Genomic DNA, 18,146 nt, shown 5'->3' with positions numbered 1-18,146 from the left:
AAGGCACGAGCTAGAAGTTTGTGTTGGTGGTGCTTTGGCCGTCAGCCGCCCGTGACGCTCATGTGACGTGACACAGCGGGCTGCCTTGATTTCCGGTCAATCACAAAATCATGACCCTTTGGTTTGCGCCCGATTGCCTCGTCAATCGCATCATTCAGGAGGTCATTGCCCTCTGATGCCCTAAGCGGTGCTCTCAGATCTGCCATGTCGTCCTGGCCAAGGCACATGTAAAGCTGGCCGGTGCATGTGACGCGCACGCGATTGCAGCTTTCACAGAAGTTATGGGTCAACGGCGTGATAAACCCGAGACGTCCGCCTGTTTCTTCAATCGTGACGTATCGCGCGGGACCACCGGTCTTGTAGGGAATGTCGGTGAGTGTGAACTGTTCCGAAAGGTTTGCACGCACTTTCGACAGCGGCAAATACTGGTCGGTGCGATCACCGTCGATTTCGCCAAGGGGCATTGTCTCGATCAAAGTCAGATCGTGGCCCTGGTCATGGCACCACTCAATCATCGAGACGATCTCATGTTCGTTCACATCTTTGAGCGCGACCATGTTGATCTTGATTTTCAGGCCAGCCTCGGTCGCGGCCCGAATTCCATCCATGACTTTGCCGAGATCGCCCCAGCGCGTAATGGCCTTGAACTTCTGTGTATCGAGCGTATCGATCGACACGTTGATGCGCCGGACGCCGCAGTCATAGAGTTCGTCTGCAAAACGTGCGAGCTGGGAGCCGTTTGTCGTGAGCGTAAGTTCTTCGAGCGCGCCGCTGTCAAGATGGCGTCCAAGGCCCCGGATCAGACTCATGATGTTCTTGCGCACGAGCGGTTCTCCGCCGGTCAGACGCAGCTTTCGAACACCTTTTTCAATGAATGCGGTGCAAAGACGGTCGAGTTCCTCCAGGCTCAGGACTTCTCGCTTGGGCAGGAACGTCATGTCTTCCGCCATGCAATAAACGCAGCGGAAATCACAGCGGTCTGTGACTGAAACCCGGAGATATGTGACAGCGCGACCAAAGGGATCGATCATCGGAGAAGGGACTTCTGGGCCGTCCGACTGTTTCGATGGTACGACTATCTTTCCGTCTGTCACGCTCTGCTCTCCCAAAACTTCTTTGTTCTTGGCCCCATCATATGGCGCGCTTGAAGGCAATATCAATCAAAACTGGACGATCATTGTCCGGATTGCGTCACTAGGTAAACTTGTCGGTGTAATTTTGTCAATCGGCGGCTAAAAGCGCTCTAGTCGCGTGCTGCGTCGAGTAGGGCACGAATAGCTGCAAGTTCCGGAACGATCTCGCGAATTTTCTCTTCCGGATATTGCGATTTGAAAACCTCGATGTCCGGATCGATCGATCGGATCGCATCCTCGCGAAAGCGTCGACCGGCATCTGTCAGCCAGACAGTTTTACTGCGGCCGTCGTCAGGGTTCGGACGTATCTCAACAAATCCATTTGCGGTCAGTCCACCAAGCGTATGCGTCATTGTCGTCTTGGGCACCTGGAACGCGTTGGCGAGCGCGAGCGGCGTTTGTCCGTCTTTCACGCGGATCAGGTGGTTCACGACGCTGAAATGCGGCAAGGTCAATCCCTTTGGCAGCCGCGCCTCAAGAGCGGTGCGGCTGAGTTGCGCAATGATCCCGACTTCGTTGAAGAAAGAGAAAAAGAGTGTCCGGGTATCGTTATCCATTCATGATCCGTGTCTCGAGCGGCCAGCGGGGCGAGGGCGGCACTGTCGGTCCATAACCCAGCCGCCCAAGCATCTGAACGGTTTCTCCGGGTTTGGCAAGTAGCTGGTGGGCCTGCTGATAGTAAGGTTCCATTTCCTTGAATTCCTGCAGCGCCTGGCTGACAGGATGCAGCGACAGGCCAAGCCGGGTCGTCTCCAGGTTCAGTCGCAGCCAGCGGCGCCCCGCTTCGATCTGGTCTTGTCTGGAATTTTGTGGCGTCGTCAGAACCATGTAGGCCGGTGTCGCTGCCAGCATCTCCTGGTAGATCTTTATGCCTTCCTGAAAGCCTGCCGATTCCGGGTCGAGCTGATTTTCTCGCGTAAGAATACCGGCCAGCATAAGGCTCTCCAGAAAGGGGCCTCCAAGATCAATACCATCCGGGTTAGCGTTGATTTCCGACTTTCCGAACCGCATCAAATCCACGCTCTCTTTCAACGTTCGATGGGTATTCGTTTCCGTTAGCCATGCGTCCCAGGTGAGCTTTCTGATGCGCGCCACTTCAGCAGTATCCGTGATGGCTGTTCCGTATTGTCTCAATTGCGCCAGGCTTTCTTGCGGCACGGGGCGGTTTTCGAACGGTTCCTTGCAGGTCCTGCGGGCCAGGATCTGATTTGCCAGGCGGTCGACGCCGCCGCCGGCCGCCAGGCGCACTCGAGCGACAGGGCCGTCCGTTCCATCCGGAAACAGGTCAACCTCGGCGGTTCTGTTTTTCAGGGTTGCCGCAACTGCCATCAACTCGAGGAAGCAGCCGAGTCCGACGAATATCTGTCTTTGGTGCGGGTCAGTATGCGGCAGATCCCGTTTGACGTCCCTGTGCAACAGGAAGCCGTCGGGCGTGTCGAGCTCCACAAGCCATGGCTGCCTGTTGTGAGGGTTGGGAGCCAGAAGAGCGTAGGAGAGTGCAAAAAGGCGTGGATCTTCAAACGCCCCTGCTGCGTCCCAGGGTGCAAGTGCTGTGGAAGGGGTTCTGGTTGTCAAGAATGTACCGGTGGCAGCTCCTGCCGCCACAATGAAGCCGCCCCCGAGGATTGCGAGCGTTTTTCTGCGCGTCAAAGTCATTTGTAACTCCATTAGTGCGATGTCGAACTAAATAGTGCGAAGTCGAACTAAAATCAATATCTGATCTTTGGATCGAAATAATTTTTCAGGAAGACTTGAAATGAAACTAAAAGGTGTCATTTAATATGTCACCAAAAGGTGTCATGAGGAGCATGGTATGTGGATTGCAAAATTTTTGGGAACGGCCGCTGTTTCGACTGTCGGGTTTTTGAACGTTCTCCAGGCCGGGGCAACTGACATCAGGCTGGCAACGCAGTCTGATTTGTCCTGGGAAGTAACGCCGGAGGGCGTCGCCTTCGCTGCTTTGAAAGGGAAACGGTTTGAGGAGAGCTACATGGCGATGGTTCGTCTGCCGGCCGGCCTCGTCAGTCCCGTTCACGTAAAGAGCGCCGGCATGTACGGCATCGTCGTAGAGGGGGAAATGGTCCACTTGCCGGACCAGGTCGTTGTTGGTGAAGAGACCGTTTTGAAGGCTGGAGACTTCTACGAAATCCCTGCCGGGCTGGCCCATTTGAGCAAATGTGTCTCAAAGTCGGACTGCGTCACATTTCTTTACCAGGACGGCGCGTTCGACTTTCTACCGGTTGGGGAGGAGGGGCAATGAACACCGGACCACAGGGCGTCTTTCGCGCTCTGGCCGATCCGACAAGGCGCGAAATCCTGGTTCATCTGTCGCGTGAGAGCCTGGCAATCGCAGATATCGCATCTCGGTTCGACATCACACGAACGGCCATAAACAAACATCTGGCGATCCTTGAAGAGGGGGGCCTCATCAAACGTGAAGTCATTGGCCGAGAGCGGCGGAGCAGCCTGGTACCCGCGCCTTTGAAGTCGGCATTCGAATGGCTTGGATATTTCGATCAGTTCTGGGACGGCAAACTCTCTGATCTGCAGAGGGAAATTGCCAAGGAGATGCAGGAAGAGAAAGGACGCAAAAAATGAGTGCGACAACCATCACGAAGACAGTGTTCCTGAATGCTCCACGCGACGTCGTGTGGTCGTTTCTAACGGAAAAGGACAAGCTGGCACGCTGGTTTCATCCGGCGCAGGATGATCTGAAGGAAGGTGAAGACTTCACACTTCTCGATCAGCACGGCGACATGCAAAAAATCTGCTGGGGCAAGGTGCTCGAAATGCGGCCCCATGAAAGCCTCGTCTACACCTTCACGGTGAAGCCCCTTAATGGGGCGATGACGACCGTGCGCTGGTCTTTGGAGAATGCGGCTGGTGGAACGCGTTTGTCGCTCTCGCACGAAGGGATTGAAGAAGCCGCGGGGCAAGCCGCATTCCAAATGCTGAGCGCCCTTGATGCCGGCTGGGACGCACATTTCGGGCGGCTGCGGGAGGTGGCGAAAGCACTCCAGCCGGCCTGATTGGTCTTTCTTGAGGCAGAGTGGCCGGCGAACATGTTCGCCGGCCGCATCATTGATCCAGCTGCTATCTCTGACGTATTGGGTAACACGCGTTATGAAGAGGCAGCATGTCGACACTCGTCTGGTTCCGGCAGGACTTAAGAACCGCGGATAATCCCGCATTGTTTGAGGCCGCCAAGAATGGGCCGGTTTTGCCGGTGTTCATTCATGAAGACCCGCAACAGACCGGAGACCCTTATCCCCTTGGAGGTGCAAGCAAGTGGTGGCTGCATCACAGCCTGTCCGCTCTGCAGCAAAGACTTCCAGGTCTTGTGATCCTCAAAGGGGATGCCCGTTTCCTCCTACCGCAAATTGCCAGGCAGGCTGAGGTCAGCAATGTCTGCTGGAATCGGTGCTACGAGCCACATGCGATCGAACGGGACACCGAGATCAAGGCACTGTTGAGGTCTGACGGGTTCAATGTGGAGAGCTTCAAGGCTTCGCTATTGTTTGAACCTTGGGAGCTGACCAACAAGGCCGGCGGCCCTTTCAAGGTGTATTCGCCTTTCTGGAAAACCGCTCAGCAACTGGACGTGAAAGCGCCGCTCCCGGAGCCCGAAAATATCGAATATGTCGCGTATTCTGAGGGGGAGCCGCTGGAGTGCCTTGGACTTCTGCCGCAAAATCCGAACTGGGCGGAAGGCTGGGAGGATCTTTGGTCACCGGGCGAACTGGGTGCGAAGGAGCGCCTGGAAGCGTTCCTGGAAGCAGATCTCGAAGGCTACGGAACCCTGCGCAATCGGCCGGATCTTCCAAACGTGTCGAGATTGTCTCCGCATTTGCACATTGGAGATATTTCTCCGCGGCAGATCTGGTTTGAGACACAGAAGACTATGAACGAAGCGCCAGACCTGGGCAAAGACGGCCAGAAATTCCTGTCGGAAATTGCCTGGCGGGAATTCTCTTACCACCTCCTTTATCACTTCCCCGAGTTGCCGAAATCTAACTGGCGCCCAACATTCGACGCTTATCCATGGCGGGAGGTCCCGGACGATCTGGAGCGCTGGCAGAAAGGGCGAACGGGATATCCGATCGTCGACGCAGGCATGCGTGAACTCTGGAAGACCGGATACATGCACAATCGTGTTCGCATGATCGTTGCAAGTTTCCTGGTCAAGCACCTGCGTCTGCACTGGCACCACGGCGAAGCCTGGTTCCGCGACACGCTTCTGGATGCTGACCTTGCAAACAACTCCGCAAGCTGGCAGTGGGTGACGGGGTCAGGCGCCGACGCAGCGCCGTATTTCCGGATATTCAATCCGATCACCCAGGGTCAGAAATTCGATCCGGAGGGTGTTTATGTGCGCCGGTGGGTTCCGGAGTTGTGTGATCTAGAGACGCCCTACCTGTTTGAACCGTTCAACGCGCCGGAAGCGGCCTTGGAGCGTGCCGGTATTGTTCTGGGTATCGACTATCCTTCGCCGATTGTCGATCACGCGGCTGCAAGGCAAGCGGCTCTGGAAGGGTACGAAGCCGTCAAGCTTGCGGGTCAAAACGCCGCTTGACGGAGGCACGCTGCTCGCTATCGTCCGCACCAAGTTGATGAAATCTCGCAGGCAAATCTCCAAATGACCGCAAACTCAGACCCCTGGCCAACCGAACTGCGCGTTTCCAGTGACAGGAAAACGCTGACGATCGCCTTCAACAATGGCGCGAAACACGACCTCGCGGCGGAGTATCTGCGTGTTTGTTCGCCATCGGCAGAGGTCAAGGGACATGCACCCTCCCAGAAGAAAACGGTTCCCGGCAAACGTAATGTTGAGATCATCAAAGTAGAACCGGTTGGCAATTACGCAGTCCGGATCCATTTCGACGACATGCACAACTCTGGAATATACTCTTGGCGGTATTTTCTTGATCTCGGCGAGAACCCCGAGCAGCACTGGGAAGTCTATCTCCGCGAATTGAAGGAAAAGGGCCTTAGCCGCGACCATTGAGGAATGAACCGGCTGGAAGGTGGTCCATCGAATCTGTTATCGTTAAGCCTGGCTTGACCCGAGCCGTCCCCCTCCATTTGGAGCAGCAGCTGACCTGCAGGGCCATTCGTGACAGCATTGGTTTCATGTGCGCGCGCATAAGGAGGGACTGCGAATTTCGCACCTGGTTCTGGAGGTCGCGATGAAATTATCTGCCCCGATTTTCCGTTTGAAACGCAAAGCCAAGGCAATCGCCAGGCAAGAGAAAATTCCGTTGATTTCTGCGCTGGACCGTATCGCTTGCTCGGAAGGTTTCGCCAATTGGGGCCTGCTTGCAAGTTCCTATCGTCGAAATGGTCCCGAAGACTCTCTTCTTCGTGAGCTTCAACCCGGCCAGATGCTCCTTCTGGCCGCAAGGCCTGGGCAAGGAAAGACTGTACTGGGGCTGCAATTGGGTTTTGATGCCGCCAAGCGGGGAGACCGGTCTTTCTTTCTGTCGTCCGAGTGTTCGGCGCAGGATGTCAGATCGGCATTGGCATTTGGGGGGCGAACGAAAGAGAAATCCGAACGTTTTGAAACCGTATTGACGGATTCGCTGAATGCCGATGCGGTGGTCGAAGTCCTTTCGAACGCCCCGGAGGGAGCCATCGGCGTCATCGACTATCTCCAGATCCTTGATCAGATGCGTACGGCGCCGGAACTGTCGGCTCAGATTCGGACGCTGAAACGATTTGCAAAAACGCGAAGGGTCCGTCTGGTGTTTTTGTCGCAAATACATCGCTCGTTCGACCCGACCGTCAAAGATGTGCCGGACTGGTCTGACATTCGCCTTCCAAATCCACTGGATCTGTCTCTGTTCGACAAGGGCTGCTTTCTTCATGAAGGCGAGATGGCCATCAGAACGAACTGAGTGGGCCTGAAGGGGATGCCGGTCTGCGCCGCGCGGACCGGCAAATCCACTAGCTCCGGCTGTCCGATCCGAGGAAAGCTTTCAATTCCGCGTTTTCCTCCTCTAGATCCTGAATTCGCTTTTGAAGCCGGTTCAGATCCGGCGCGAGTTCTGCCAATGAGAAGCGTTGCGGAATGTGTTGCGGGCAGTTCCAATCAAAAGCTTTTACAGAGAGCTTGACGATCCGCTCTGGCAGTGCCCGGTAACCGGGCAGGGAGACCGCTTCTGCCAGCGCCTCATTTCCCTTCAAGGCCAGTTGCTGCGCCAGCGCCCAGATCTTTAGACGGGTCCTGCTCGGATAGTCCATCAAGATCAGGGACACCTTCTCATTCGTCTCAAGGTTACCGTGACTTATGTATTGCCTGTTGCCCCGAAAGTCCGCATAGGCGAGCGTCGTTTGATCGAGAACCTTGAGGAAACCCGCCGGTCCGCCCCGAAACTGGACGTAGGGCCAGCCCGTCTCGGAAACGGTTGCCTGATAGAAACCGTCCCGCGCCTGGATAAAGCCGATTTCGCTCGGCCCCAGTTGGTCGCCCCGATCAACGTCGTCTGAGTCCAGGGCGGCATAGCCGTCCCGCGACCCTAGGTCCGACTGGCGGTCGCGAACCGTCCGGGTGAATGCGATTTCTGAAAATGCACGGGCCATTCGGTCCTCCGGTCAAACGGGTCTAGGGTACGGACCCACAAATGAAGTTGATTTGGTTTGAATCGTTTTGGCCAGATGAAAGGAGCGAAAGCGCAGGAAATGTGGTTCATTTTCAAGCCTTTCGCGACGCGACAGGTGGCCAAAACGGCCAAATCCGAAGGACGGCAAAATGGCTTCACCTCGCAGCGTCAACGTGCTTGACCGGGCACAAAGCCCGCTCTTTGCTCGTTTCCTCGCGAGAATTCGCCATTTCTGCCGCCAAATCAGCTTCATTTATGGGTCCGTACCCTAAAGTCCCAGATCGCTGAGACTTGGATGATCAAGCGGGCGCGGCCCACTGGTCCAGTGGAACTTGCGCTCGTTCTCGGCAATGGCGAGGTCATTTATGCTTGCGAACCGGCGGTGCATCAGCCCGTTCGGGGCAAACTCCCAGTTTTCATTCCCGTATGAGCGAAACCATTGGCCATCGCCATTGTGCCATTCATAGGCGAAACGCACGGCTATTCTGGTGTCCTCAAAGGTCCATAGCTCTTTTATCAGCCGGTAGTCGAGTTCGCGTTTCCACTTGTGGGTCAGGAACTCGACGACCTGTTCCCGGCCGACCGGAAACTCAGAGCGGTTACGCCAAATCGTGTCGGGCGTGTAGGCCAAGGCGACTTTTTCAGGGCTCTGGCCATTCCATCCGTCTTCGGCAGCCCTGACTTTTTTGATCGCGGTTTCCCGGGTGAAGGGTGGCAGCGGTGGTCTTTGTTCGGTCATTGCGTGAGATCCATGGCAAGCATTTGGGGAGATGACGTCTGGATCGGTGCGTTTTCGTGCCGAGTGCTTTCTGGTGCTGGTTGGACAAGTGCTACCAGCATGAGGGTCACAAACGCAAAGGCACCAACTGCGTAGAAACTACGCGGATATGCGGGTTTCAACCTGTTCATCGCGAACCTTCAGCTTTCTGATTGTACCGATCTGTTCAGTTACGATTCCAATATGTACAGATCGGTACATATATTCAAGCCCCGTTAAGCCTGTGCGTTCAAAAAATTCCCACATTGCTTGAGAATTAGTAGGGAATGGACTACCTACAGATCAGTACAGAAAGATGCAGTATGCGCCCAAGCAAACGAGACGAGCTGGTCAGGAAGGTTCTTCCGGTTTTTTACCGTGAGGGATTTCACGCTACAGGCATGGATGCCCTGGTTTCGGAGACCGGCATTTCCAAGACAACCATGTTCAAGCATTTCCGGACGAAGGACGACCTGATCTTGGCGGTTCTACGCCACAGGGACGAAACGTTCCGGAATTGGTTGTTTCGCAGGCTGGACGAAACGGGGCTGCCCCCGCGCGAGCGCCTGCTTGCCCTGTTTGACGTGTTGAAGGAATGGTTCTCGGAACCTGGCTTCAGGGGCTGCATGTTTATTAAGGCGTCGGCCGAATTTCAGGATCCGGAACATCCTGCCTATGTGCAGTCGGCAGAGCACAAGCGTCTTCTGCTGACGGCACTCACCAGAATGTGCAGGGAGGCGGAAGTGCAAAATCCTGCTCAACTCGCCAGACAATTGTTGATTCTCAAAGAAGGCGCGATCGTTGCGGCGCATATGGGTTTCGATCCGGACCCTGCGGGGGCAGCAAAAACTGCTGCTGAAAGTCTTGTCGCGATAGATACAGCCCAATGAAACTGCCATCGAGCTGAGCCGCAGAAAAGTTCGACTGCCAATAAAAAAGGCCGGACGCTCAGGTCCGGCCTATGTGTTTGATATCAAAAGCGCTTAGCGCTTGACCACGATCTTGGCGCCAACGCTGACGCTTTTGTAGAGGTGGATCACATCTTCGTTTGCCATGCGAATGCAGCCGGAAGAAACCTCAGAACCGATGGTCCACGGCTCGGTCGTACCGTGAATGCGGTAGAGGGTCGAACCGATGTAAAGTGCGCGTGCACCCATCGGGTTGTTCGGGCCACCCGGCATGTAGGTCGGCAGGATCCGGCCTTTCCTGCGCTCGCGGGCGCGCATCTGTGCAGGCGGTGTCCAGCTCGGCCACTCGGCTTTGCGGGTGACGCGGTGCGTACCGGCCCACTGGAAGCCTTCCTTGCCGACGCCCACACCGTACCTCATGGCCTTGCCGTTCGGCAGGACGTGATAAAGACGGCGCTCGGATGTATCAATGACGATGGTGCCCGCGGAATACGGTCCATCATAACTGACCTTCTTGCGTCTCACAGGCGACTTGCCGCCCGGATGATATTTCGGGGTCACCCAGGTGTTGGTGCTGTGGTCGAAGTAGCCGGCGCGTGCTGACACTTCAGCCGGCAGCAGGAAGGATCCTGCCACAATTGCAATTACTGCGTAAAAATATCTCTTCATCTCTATCCCCCTTCAGCGCCTGCCCATCTCACGGCGCTTCGCTTCGAAGGTTACGTTAGGAAAATCTCCTTGCCGCACTCTTAACAATCATGGCCTAATTTTGGAGGAAAGGGAATCTCACGATGATGTGAGCGGGCGTGACACCGATCAATTGTGCTGAAATTGCAACGGGAAATAACCTTGATGAGGGTTATCCTGCAGGAGTTCGCCTTTGGATTGCAATGATTGTCGCCCCCTTGGAGCAGATCAATCACGATTTTTTACCGCGCAGAAATAGTGACTTCGACGGAATCGGCGCGCGGGCTTTGGAAAAACTTGCAATTTCTGCCTAGGACGCCGGTTTGGAATTATCTGGCACAGTGAGCGGCTGAAACGTTTTCGAATACCTGAGCGTTGAGATCGCTCTCATTGATCATGAAGTGGAATTCACCGCCATCACCCATGCTCATTTCTGCACCCCAGTCGCTGAATAGCTGGAACAGGAGCTGATCCGGACCGTTTGGTGACAGGTTGAGCTGAGCTGAAGAGGGATGTCCGAACAGTTGGTGATAGCTGTTGCTTGACCTTGCCCTTGGATAGTCGGGACATTTGACGTTGCTGGCGTCTTTCAAGAAAACCGGATGCCTGTCTGCTGCGGCAACGTAGAGCGCTTCGGGAAGATGCTTTGCCAGATCGGGGTTGGAGCCAGCCTCTGTCACGAGGCGGTGCAACGCACGTTCTATGTCTGATTTCAAATAGGTGCCGTAATTCTTGTCCGCGGCCCGCGCGAGAAAGTCGTTCAGGTCTTCAATAAACGCATTGACCATGCGCTGATCGATGCTGTTTGCGTTCGAACCCTCTGCCTGACCCTGCCAGTCTTCGAAGCAGGTATCGAAGCTCGTTTCCTCAAGCTTGGCCGCATGCCGGTTGCGAAGGATCCGGCAGATAAGCGCGATGCCCCTCGGAGCAAATGGAAACCCGGTTTCCGAATGCGGCCTGACAACGATTGGTTTGCCTTCGGCGCGCTCCTGCTCGGTTCTTGGCTGAAACAGGTGGAACTCCCTATGTTCAACATTGTCGGTTTCGAGTGTGCCGAATGCTGCCTTAAGTTGTTCGGTGAGCATGTGCTTATGCGCAGCGTCATAGCCTTCAGGCGCGTCAAACGGCAGCGCGCTGCTTTGCGGCATTGTTTCTGCAGTTACAAAAGCAAGTGGCCATTCCGGAAAGGAACGTGTTTTTTCATCGCCGGGGAGACCGAACAGCAAGTCGAAATGATAGTTGCCGTCCCGGAGCGGTGGAAGACTTTTCGGGATTGGCGTTTCTGTGCCCGTGTAATCAGGATCGAAGATAACCCTGATGTCGTTTTCGGGGGCAACATCTGATTCAGCCCAAGAGAGATTTTCATCGAAACGTCCGAAAAAGAGCAGCATTCCGGCGTTGGGAATGTCCTTCGGGCGCCACGGCAGGTCGGCGAGGTCGATCTGGGCCAGGAAGTGCAGCGGTAGATCCGGCTTGATCTGATCGCCATGTCCTGGTGCCGTCGGCCAGGCAACGCCCTTTGGCAGGTCCGGCAGCCCGCCGATCTTGCTCCGCCCGTTTTGTGCCCGGTGCGGCGGATAAGGCCGGAACGCGTAAACGGCACTTCGCGCAAAATCTGCACGCAGCGCTTCAAACGAGGAATCGGCGCCCGGCGTCGGCCCGCTGGGGAGCTCCGGTGCGATTTCTTCTTTCGAGACGGTTGCCGTTTCGGGTTTCGGTTCTGGCTCAACGCGCGGTTCGGGGGTCTTCTTTACCTCTTTGGTCAGGACCTTTTGAAATCTGCCCTCGTTGATGTCCTGGGGTTCGGCATCCTGGTTCCTGTTCGCGCTGGTCGGCAAGAGAGAACCGATTGAGCTTAGGACCGGTCGGAAAAGGGGCCACATCACCATACCGGCCACGCTTCCGAGGATCGCGACCAGGAACACAAAATGAAGTTTCGGCAGACCGAGTTTCAGACTGCCATACGCAAAAATCACGAGGACGAGAAGGTAAAGGGCGAATTTGACCATAAAGACATCTGTGACGTTGAGTTGCCAGTCTCATTTTTTGCCTGCATGGGATAAAGATCAGGTAAAGTTTTTAAGGCAAATACAAACTGCCAGACACAAAAAAGGCGGCAATCGCCGCCTTTTTATTACTCTTTCATAGAAACTCAGCTCAGATTGAGCTCCTTGAAGAAGTCGTTTCCCTTGTCATCTATGACAATAAAGGCCGGGAAATCTTCAACGTCGATTTTCCAGATTGCTTCCATGCCGAGTTCTTCAAACTCGACAACTTCAACTTTCTTGATGCAATCCTGGGCAAGGCGTGCCGCGGGGCCGCCGATGGAGCCCAGATAAAATCCGCCATGAGCCTGGCATGCCCGGCGCACCTGCGCTGAACGATTGCCCTTTGCCAGCATGACCATGGAACCGCCCGCAGCCTGGAACTGATCGACATAGGCATCCATGCGTCCCGCTGTAGTCGGCCCGAATGACCCGGACGGCATGCCTTCGGGTGTCTTCGCCGGACCCGCATAGTAAATCGGATGATTTTTGAAATAGTCGGGCAGGGGCTCGCCGCTTTCCAGGCGGTCCCTCAGCTTGGAATGAGCCAGGTCCCGCGCCACAATCAGCGGACCGGTGAGCGAAAGCCGGGTCTTGATCGGGTGTTTGCTGAGTTCACCCAGGATCTCGGACATCGGACGGGTGAGATCGATCTTGACGACATTGTCTGAAAGAGATTCGTCGGTTACCTCAGGAAGATACTTTTCCGGTTGCGTCTCCAGTTGCTCCAGGAAAATACCGTCTTTCGTGATCTTGCCGACCGCCTGCCGGTCGGCTGAACATGACACCGCCAGGCCAATGGGAAGCGACGCTCCGTGGCGCGGCAGGCGGATCACGCGCACGTCGTGGCAGAAATACTTGCCGCCAAACTGCGCTCCGACACCAGTTGCCTGTGTCAACTTGTGGATCTCTTCTTCCATAGCCAGATCTCGGAAGGCGTGGCCGCTTTCAGAGCCTTCGCTCGGCAGTCCGTCCAGATAACGCGCAGATGCGAGTTTGGCCGTCTTGAGGTTCATTTCCGCAGAAGTTCCGCCGATAACGATCGCAAGATGGTAAGGCGGACACGCGGCTGTCCCCAATGTGAGGATTTTTTCCTTCAGGAAATCGATCATGCGGTCATGGGTCAGAAGGGACGGGGTTCCCTGAAACAGGAAGGTCTTGTTCGCCGATCCGCCACCTTTGGCCATGAAGAGAAACTTGTATGCGTCTTCGCCCTCGGCATAGAGCTCGATTTGCGCAGGCATATTGCTCTTGGTGTTCTTTTCCTCAAACATGGAAATCGGCGCAAGCTGGGAATAGCGCAGGTTCTTTTTGAAATAAGCGTCCCGGGCGCCTTCGCCGAGTGCAGCCTCGTCGCTGCCATTGGTCCAGATCCGCCGGCCTTTCTTGCCCATGATGATTGCGGTTCCGGTGTCCTGGCACATCGGCAATACACCGTGCGAGGCAATATTGGCGTTCTTGAGCAGGTCGAAGGCAACGAACTTGTCGTTTTCGGTTGCTTCCGGATCATCGAGGATTTTCTTGAGCTGCTCCAGATGGCCCGGGCGCAGATAATGGTTGATATCCTTGAAAGCTTCTTCCGCAAGCAGTCGCAGCCCCTCGGGATCGACCATCAGCACTTCCTCGCCGTTGAATTCTGCCGTGCTGACGAAGTCGGAACTGAGTTTTCGGAACGGTGTCGGGTCTTCGCCTTGCGGGAACAATGCGCTGTGCTGATATTCTGGAGGCGTGACGGGAGCGTTCATGGGGCATCTTTCCTGATCTGGCTGCCTCGGCTGTCGATTGCCGGATGCGCTGGAACTTTCAAGGTGTTCTCTTACGGCAAAAAAGCCGCGGACGCCAAGTCCCGCGGCCTGCTATTTTGGACGTTGCGTAGCGGTTGAGATCAGCGCGTTGCGGTCAGATCCAGGGATACCGTAACAATATCGCCAACTGTATCCGCGCCGACGCCGGGCCCGATTGCATAATCAAGCCGGTTCAGCTTGGCGGTCCCTTTTGCTTTTGCGGTATCGCCGTCGATCTCAAGTGTGAAATCGAGCGTGACCGGATGCGAAACACCCTTGATCGTAAGGGTGCCGTCGGCCGTGTAGCTGTTTCCTTCGACAATCGAGGCGCCTTCTGCGGTGAATTCCGCTTCGGGAAACCCTTCGACGTCAAACCAGTCTTTGGCCGGCAAGGTCGTGTCGAACTGCGGGTTGCCTGTCGCGGCGCTCGCCGGATTGATACGGGCAGATATTTTCGCAGATCCGGGCGCGTTTACATCAAAATCGATGCTCGCCTGCCAGGTCTGAAACTCCCCGGTCAGGGCTCCGTCGCCCTGCTGGACCTCAAACGATAGCTTGCTCTGATCCGGATTGACGGTCCAGGTATCGGCGCTGGCAGGCGCAATTGCGGTTAAAGCCAGCGCACAAGTGAACGCAATCGCAAGATTTTTCATGGGCATAAACTGAAATCCTGATGTGAGAGCTTAAGAACCGGACTTGGCTGGTCCTGTCGAAACCATCCGCTTGAGCGTGTCGTCCCGCGCGATGAAATGGTGCTTCATGGCCGCTGCGATGTGGACAATGACCAGGGCGATGAGAAGGTAGGCCCCATATTCATGAAGCAGCTTGAAGAAAGCTTCCGCCTGTTCTTTCGTGCCCAAAGCCTCGGGAACCGGCAGATGAGGCACGGGCTGTATGTTGAAGAGTACGGTCGGTATGCCCCATGGCGATGCGGAGACCATGAACCATCCCGTAACAGGCATCGCGAAGATGAGTACGTAAAGCCCGATATGCCCCAGATGAGCTGCCAGCTTCTCGAGCGGGTGCATGCCATCTGGCAATTTCGGAGACGGATTGATCAGCCGCCAGACTAGGCGCAGCACTGCCAGTGTCAGCACAACGAATCCGATGGACTTGTGTAGCTGAAAGAGCTGGAACGTTGCCGGGTCCGTCGGCGGCAGTGTTGTCATGTAGAGGCCGAAGGCCAGCATTGCGATGATCAGAATGGCCATCGTCCAGTGGAATGCGATTGCGACGCGTCCGTATCCTGTCGAAGTATTGCGCAGCATGGCCGGCTCCTTGAAGAAAGAGGCCGATTGAACCGGCCTCCTGTGTATGGCTTCAGTTGGTCGCTTCGGACTTCAGCGTTTCAGCATGGAATGTCACGGTGACTTCATCACCGACATAGGGCACGAACTTGTCCATGCCAAAGTCGGAGCGCTTGAGCACTGTTGTTGCCGCAAATCCGGCGGCAGGTTTTTTCGCCATCGGATGTTCACCCAGGGCGGTGACGTCTACTGTAAGTGTCACAGGTTTGGTGATGCCTCTGAGTGTGAGGTCGCCCGTCACTTCCAGCTGTTTTTCGCCTGTTTGTTCAACATTGGTGCTTTTGAACACCGCCTGCGGATATTTGGCGGCGTCGAAGAAGTCCGGGCTTTTCAAGTGTGTGTCGCGATCTGCCCAAAACGTATCGAGGCTGTCGATGTTGATCGTGAACTCGACCGATGAGTTCGCCGGTGCGCCTTCATCGATAAGCAGCTTTCCGTCCCAGTCGCCGAAACGGCCGTCGGTGGTGGAGTAGCCGAGGTGATTGTACGTGAAGGAAAGATTCGCGTGTGACTTGTCGAAATCATAGGCAACGGGTTCCGCAAGAGCGGGCGCGGCCAGAAGGGTCAGGGCCAGAGCGGAGGTGGCAAAACGGATCATGATCAAACCTCGTGTCGATTGGTCAAAGAGCGTTCGCTCATGAACGCTGCATGCTGGAAGATAGGGAAGAAATGCCGCAGTGCAATTTGACTGACCGTTCGAATTGAATGAACAATATTGTCCATGTTGCGGCAATCAGATCAAAGCCCATGCAATTTTGTGGATTCAATAGAATCAGCCCGCCCGTCAGAGCGCAAGATGTTCCTTTTCAGGTTCTTCCGATCACGAGGCGAAGGGTAAGTATCTGAAAACGTGAAATTAAACCGACTGTCATCAATACATCAAGAAAGTCAGGCACGCATTTGGAAACTTCCATCAGGTCGGGGGCAACGGAGGCCCGGAAGACTCCAGGCATGAGCTGTGGAGGCAAAGGAGTTTTAACGTGAAACAAGCGCTCATTGTGTCCCATCGCGGAGCTTGCAGATGCGCTCCGGAAAACACGTTCGCTTCGCTTGAAAAAGCGATCGATCTTGGAGCTGATGTCGTGGAACTTGACGTCAGGCCCTCCAGAGATGGCGTCCTCTATGTCCTTCACGACGCGACTGTAGACCGGACGACCGACGGAGCAGGGCGCATATCGGAGTTGACGTCTACGGATGTTGACCAACTCGATGCTGGCGCCTGGTTCGCGCCTGAATTTGCCGGCGAGCGGGTCCCGCGTCTGGAAGCGTTCCTCGATGCCTGCCGCGGCCGCATCGGAACCTATGTCGAGATAAAGGAAGGTGATCCGGCTGAAATACGCGACATGCTTGCCGTACGTGGCATGCTCAATGAAGCGTGGACGTTCTCGTTCGACCAGGCAATACGGGCAGAAGCGCGTGCAAAAGTGCCTGACCTGCGGCGCATGGTGCTCTTTACCCACGTCGGATCGGTTGAGCGCGCCGTTGCGCAAGATGCGCACATCATCGAGTTTCACGAGGAAAACCTACAAGATCACCTTGTTCGCGAAGCCATGGCGGCGAGCCTTGTGACGCAGATGTTTTACGCTGGAAGCGACCGTAAGGTGTTTGAAAACGCGGTGCGTTGCGGTGTCGAACAAATGAACATTGACGATGTGGAATTGTTCCGGGAAGTCGAGCAGGACATTCTGTCACCAGCTGCGTAGCTTCAATTTTCGTCTGTTAAAAATTTCACCACAGTGTTTACTTTTCAGAAACTCTGATTTGTAAATATCTTTCTTGTATTAATAGTTTTACCTCGAGTTAATATTGAAAGAATAAGACAAAAGCTAAGTTTTACCTGCGAGGTGATTTAGCTATGATTGTCGAAAACTTGAAATGCAACTTGAAATTGTTGCAAAAAGTGCGATTTTCACTATCTAGGTCATATTTAAAACGTGGTTTGGCAGGTTTTTTTGCTGCGTTTTTCTTAATACCGTTCTTTCTTTCTGCATCCGTAAGCACCGCTAGTGCGACCGAATGGGTGGTGAAACGTGTCTCCGGCATCGTGTACTTCGTATCGCCTGGCGTCGAAGCCTACCGTGTCAAGAAGGGTATGGTCTTCGAAAAAGGCTTTACCATGGGAACGCGCGCTGGTGGCCGGGCGTTGATCGTGCGCGGAGAGGAAACGATATCAGTCGGTCCGAACACGACCTTCGCAATATCAAAATATCAGAGTAACCGAACCAAAACGACTGTGCTTCAGCGCAAGGGAAAAGTAACTGTCGACGTCGCAAAGCGTGAACGTCCCCATTTCTTTGTCGAAACCCCGTTTCTGGCCGCGGTTGTAAAAGGCACGCGTTTTGATGTCTTGGTAAACAATCGCCAGACAAAGGTTTCCGTTGAACGCGGTGTCGTCGGGGTGCAAGACTTCAAGTCCGGAGACCGTGCCGATCTGGGCGCCGGACAGAACGCGGCAAGCACGCGATCCGGCGACGCAGGCCTGAGTGTGGGCGGTCGCACCAAGCCAACCGTACGCAAGGGTCCGAAACGCGCGCCGAAGGTTGGATTGCCGGATGTCGCGGCTACTCCTCAGAAGCAACAAAAGGCCGTCAAAAACAGAGGCGGTTTGTTCGGCGGGCTGTTTGGTAACGGCAACGGCAACTCGAATGGCAACAGCAACGGCAATTCGAATGGCAACGGCAATTCGAACGGCAACGGCAACGGCAACTCGAATGGCAACGGCAACGGCAATTCGAATGGCAATGGCAATGGCAATTCGAACGGCAACGGCAACGGTAATTCGAACGGCAACGGCAATGGTAATTCGAACGGTAACGGCAATGGTAATTCGAATGGCAATGGCAATGGCGGTGACGACGACGACGACTGAGTTACGAAATGCTGACGATTTGCCGGTATAACGCTGGAGATGACTTGAGCGGGTGAG

The 18,146-nt window shown here is 55.1% G+C and carries 21 protein-coding genes; 10 read left to right on the top strand and 11 right to left on the bottom strand.

Going from position 1 to position 18,146, the window contains the following annotated elements:
- Positions 1-41: 41 nt before the first annotated feature.
- From moaA to Q0915_RS10655, 3 genes are all read right to left on the bottom strand, one after another.
- Positions 42-1,031 (bottom strand): GTP 3',8-cyclase MoaA, encoded by a 990-nt coding sequence (gene moaA / locus Q0915_RS10665; protein ID WP_299472306.1) that lies wholly within the window; start codon positions 1,029-1,031, stop codon positions 42-44.
- A gap of 212 nt (positions 1,032-1,243) precedes the next feature.
- Positions 1,244-1,690: a MarR family transcriptional regulator gene (locus Q0915_RS10660; protein ID WP_299471158.1), complete on the bottom strand. Its 447-nt coding sequence runs from the start codon at positions 1,688-1,690 to the stop codon at positions 1,244-1,246.
- Positions 1,683-2,789 (bottom strand): twin-arginine translocation pathway signal protein, encoded by a 1,107-nt coding sequence (locus Q0915_RS10655; RefSeq protein WP_299471156.1) that lies wholly within the window; start codon positions 2,787-2,789, stop codon positions 1,683-1,685. The genes Q0915_RS10660 and Q0915_RS10655 overlap by 8 nt, the downstream gene beginning before the upstream one ends.
- A gap of 157 nt (positions 2,790-2,946) precedes the next feature.
- Between Q0915_RS10655 and Q0915_RS10650 the strand changes: the two genes are divergently transcribed.
- From Q0915_RS10650 to Q0915_RS10625, 6 genes are all read left to right on the top strand, one after another.
- Positions 2,947-3,393: a cupin domain-containing protein gene (locus Q0915_RS10650; RefSeq protein ID WP_299471155.1), complete on the top strand. Its 447-nt coding sequence runs from the start codon at positions 2,947-2,949 to the stop codon at positions 3,391-3,393.
- Positions 3,390-3,731 (top strand): metalloregulator ArsR/SmtB family transcription factor, encoded by a 342-nt coding sequence (locus Q0915_RS10645; protein WP_299471153.1) that lies wholly within the window; start codon positions 3,390-3,392, stop codon positions 3,729-3,731. The genes Q0915_RS10650 and Q0915_RS10645 overlap by 4 nt, the downstream gene beginning before the upstream one ends.
- On the top strand, positions 3,728-4,162 hold the full coding sequence (locus tag Q0915_RS10640) for an SRPBCC domain-containing protein (RefSeq protein ID WP_299471151.1): 435 nt from the start codon (positions 3,728-3,730) through the stop codon (positions 4,160-4,162). The genes Q0915_RS10645 and Q0915_RS10640 overlap by 4 nt, the downstream gene beginning before the upstream one ends.
- A gap of 107 nt (positions 4,163-4,269) precedes the next feature.
- The gene (locus Q0915_RS10635; protein WP_299471149.1) at positions 4,270-5,706 is read left to right on the top strand and encodes a deoxyribodipyrimidine photo-lyase; all 1,437 of its coding nucleotides are present in this window, start codon (positions 4,270-4,272) and stop codon (positions 5,704-5,706) included.
- 63 nt (positions 5,707-5,769) lie between these two features.
- The gene (locus Q0915_RS10630) at positions 5,770-6,138 is read left to right on the top strand and encodes a DUF971 domain-containing protein (protein ID WP_299471147.1); all 369 of its coding nucleotides are present in this window, start codon (positions 5,770-5,772) and stop codon (positions 6,136-6,138) included.
- 181 nt (positions 6,139-6,319) lie between these two features.
- The gene (locus tag Q0915_RS10625; protein ID WP_299471145.1) at positions 6,320-7,027 is read left to right on the top strand and encodes a DNA helicase; all 708 of its coding nucleotides are present in this window, start codon (positions 6,320-6,322) and stop codon (positions 7,025-7,027) included.
- 49 nt (positions 7,028-7,076) lie between these two features.
- Here Q0915_RS10625 and Q0915_RS10620 read toward each other — a convergent pair whose 3' ends face one another.
- Positions 7,077-7,712, bottom strand: a complete 636-nt coding sequence (locus tag Q0915_RS10620) for a pyridoxamine 5'-phosphate oxidase family protein (RefSeq protein ID WP_299471143.1) — start codon at positions 7,710-7,712, stop codon at positions 7,077-7,079.
- Between the two features lie 288 nt (positions 7,713-8,000).
- Positions 8,001-8,471: a nuclear transport factor 2 family protein gene (locus Q0915_RS10615; RefSeq protein ID WP_299471141.1), complete on the bottom strand. Its 471-nt coding sequence runs from the start codon at positions 8,469-8,471 to the stop codon at positions 8,001-8,003.
- Between the two features lie 341 nt (positions 8,472-8,812).
- Here Q0915_RS10615 and Q0915_RS10610 point away from each other — a divergent pair, with 341 nt between their 5' ends.
- The gene (locus Q0915_RS10610) at positions 8,813-9,379 is read left to right on the top strand and encodes a TetR family transcriptional regulator (protein ID WP_299471140.1); all 567 of its coding nucleotides are present in this window, start codon (positions 8,813-8,815) and stop codon (positions 9,377-9,379) included.
- A 93-nt stretch (positions 9,380-9,472) separates the two neighbouring features.
- Here Q0915_RS10610 and Q0915_RS10605 read toward each other — a convergent pair whose 3' ends face one another.
- Complete coding sequence (locus tag Q0915_RS10605; protein ID WP_299471138.1) at positions 9,473-10,066, bottom strand: L,D-transpeptidase; 594 nt, start codon at positions 10,064-10,066, stop codon at positions 9,473-9,475.
- A gap of 137 nt (positions 10,067-10,203) precedes the next feature.
- Between Q0915_RS10605 and Q0915_RS10600 the strand changes: the two genes are divergently transcribed.
- A complete protein-coding gene (locus Q0915_RS10600) occupies positions 10,204-10,398 on the top strand; it encodes a hypothetical protein (protein WP_299471136.1) in 195 nt (64 codons plus the stop codon).
- A gap of 15 nt (positions 10,399-10,413) precedes the next feature.
- Here the strand turns inward: Q0915_RS10600 and Q0915_RS10595 are convergent, their stop codons facing one another.
- The 5 genes from Q0915_RS10595 to Q0915_RS10575 all read right to left on the bottom strand — a co-directional run bounded on the left by Q0915_RS10595 (position 10,414) and on the right by Q0915_RS10575 (position 15,818).
- Positions 10,414-12,093, bottom strand: coding sequence for a DUF1963 domain-containing protein (locus Q0915_RS10595; RefSeq protein ID WP_299471134.1), 1,680 nt, complete (start codon positions 12,091-12,093; stop codon positions 10,414-10,416).
- A gap of 143 nt (positions 12,094-12,236) precedes the next feature.
- A complete protein-coding gene (locus tag Q0915_RS10590) occupies positions 12,237-13,874 on the bottom strand; it encodes a fumarate hydratase (RefSeq protein ID WP_299471132.1) in 1,638 nt (545 codons plus the stop codon).
- 140 nt (positions 13,875-14,014) lie between these two features.
- Positions 14,015-14,572 (bottom strand): YceI family protein, encoded by a 558-nt coding sequence (locus Q0915_RS10585; protein ID WP_299471130.1) that lies wholly within the window; start codon positions 14,570-14,572, stop codon positions 14,015-14,017.
- Positions 14,573-14,596: 24 nt separating this feature from the next.
- Entirely contained in the window at positions 14,597-15,181 is a 585-nt protein-coding gene (locus Q0915_RS10580; RefSeq protein WP_299471128.1) for a cytochrome b, read from the bottom strand.
- 52 nt (positions 15,182-15,233) lie between these two features.
- Entirely contained in the window at positions 15,234-15,818 is a 585-nt protein-coding gene (locus Q0915_RS10575) for a YceI family protein (protein ID WP_299471126.1), read from the bottom strand.
- Positions 15,819-16,200: 382 nt separating this feature from the next.
- Between Q0915_RS10575 and Q0915_RS10570 the strand changes: the two genes are divergently transcribed.
- Positions 16,201-16,923 carry a glycerophosphodiester phosphodiesterase family protein gene (locus Q0915_RS10570; RefSeq protein WP_299471124.1) on the top strand — a complete coding sequence of 241 codons (723 nt, stop codon included), beginning with the start codon at positions 16,201-16,203 and terminating at the stop codon, positions 16,921-16,923.
- 320 nt (positions 16,924-17,243) lie between these two features.
- Positions 17,244-18,089: a FecR family protein gene (locus Q0915_RS10565; protein WP_299471122.1), complete on the top strand. Its 846-nt coding sequence runs from the start codon at positions 17,244-17,246 to the stop codon at positions 18,087-18,089.
- Positions 18,090-18,146: the final 57 nt, after the last annotated feature.

Source organism: uncultured Roseibium sp. (assembly GCF_947494555.1).
Classification (GTDB): Bacteria; Pseudomonadota; Alphaproteobacteria; order Rhizobiales; family Stappiaceae; genus Roseibium.
The sequence above is the reverse complement of the archived record's forward strand: the minus strand, read 5'-3'. Positions and strand labels throughout refer to the sequence as shown.

Coding starts and splice junctions, on each gene's coding strand:
- moaA (WP_299472306.1), bottom strand. CDS start 1,031: ATGATCGATCCCTTTGGTCGCGCTGTCACATATCTCCGGGTTTCAGTC.
- Q0915_RS10660 (WP_299471158.1), bottom strand. CDS start 1,690: ATGGATAACGATACCCGGACACTCTTTTTCTCTTTCTTCAACGAAGTC.
- Q0915_RS10655 (WP_299471156.1), bottom strand. CDS start 2,789: ATGACTTTGACGCGCAGAAAAACGCTCGCAATCCTCGGGGGCGGCTTC.
- Q0915_RS10650 (WP_299471155.1), top strand. CDS start 2,947: ATGTGGATTGCAAAATTTTTGGGAACGGCCGCTGTTTCGACTGTCGGG.
- Q0915_RS10645 (WP_299471153.1), top strand. CDS start 3,390: ATGAACACCGGACCACAGGGCGTCTTTCGCGCTCTGGCCGATCCGACA.
- Q0915_RS10640 (WP_299471151.1), top strand. CDS start 3,728: ATGAGTGCGACAACCATCACGAAGACAGTGTTCCTGAATGCTCCACGC.
- Q0915_RS10635 (WP_299471149.1), top strand. CDS start 4,270: ATGTCGACACTCGTCTGGTTCCGGCAGGACTTAAGAACCGCGGATAAT.
- Q0915_RS10630 (WP_299471147.1), top strand. CDS start 5,770: ATGACCGCAAACTCAGACCCCTGGCCAACCGAACTGCGCGTTTCCAGT.
- Q0915_RS10625 (WP_299471145.1), top strand. CDS start 6,320: ATGAAATTATCTGCCCCGATTTTCCGTTTGAAACGCAAAGCCAAGGCA.
- Q0915_RS10620 (WP_299471143.1), bottom strand. CDS start 7,712: ATGGCCCGTGCATTTTCAGAAATCGCATTCACCCGGACGGTTCGCGAC.
- Q0915_RS10615 (WP_299471141.1), bottom strand. CDS start 8,471: ATGACCGAACAAAGACCACCGCTGCCACCCTTCACCCGGGAAACCGCG.
- Q0915_RS10610 (WP_299471140.1), top strand. CDS start 8,813: ATGCGCCCAAGCAAACGAGACGAGCTGGTCAGGAAGGTTCTTCCGGTT.
- Q0915_RS10605 (WP_299471138.1), bottom strand. CDS start 10,066: ATGAAGAGATATTTTTACGCAGTAATTGCAATTGTGGCAGGATCCTTC.
- Q0915_RS10595 (WP_299471134.1), bottom strand. CDS start 12,093: ATGGTCAAATTCGCCCTTTACCTTCTCGTCCTCGTGATTTTTGCGTAT.
- Q0915_RS10590 (WP_299471132.1), bottom strand. CDS start 13,874: ATGAACGCTCCCGTCACGCCTCCAGAATATCAGCACAGCGCATTGTTC.
- Q0915_RS10585 (WP_299471130.1), bottom strand. CDS start 14,572: ATGCCCATGAAAAATCTTGCGATTGCGTTCACTTGTGCGCTGGCTTTA.
- Q0915_RS10580 (WP_299471128.1), bottom strand. CDS start 15,181: ATGCTGCGCAATACTTCGACAGGATACGGACGCGTCGCAATCGCATTC.
- Q0915_RS10575 (WP_299471126.1), bottom strand. CDS start 15,818: ATGATCCGTTTTGCCACCTCCGCTCTGGCCCTGACCCTTCTGGCCGCG.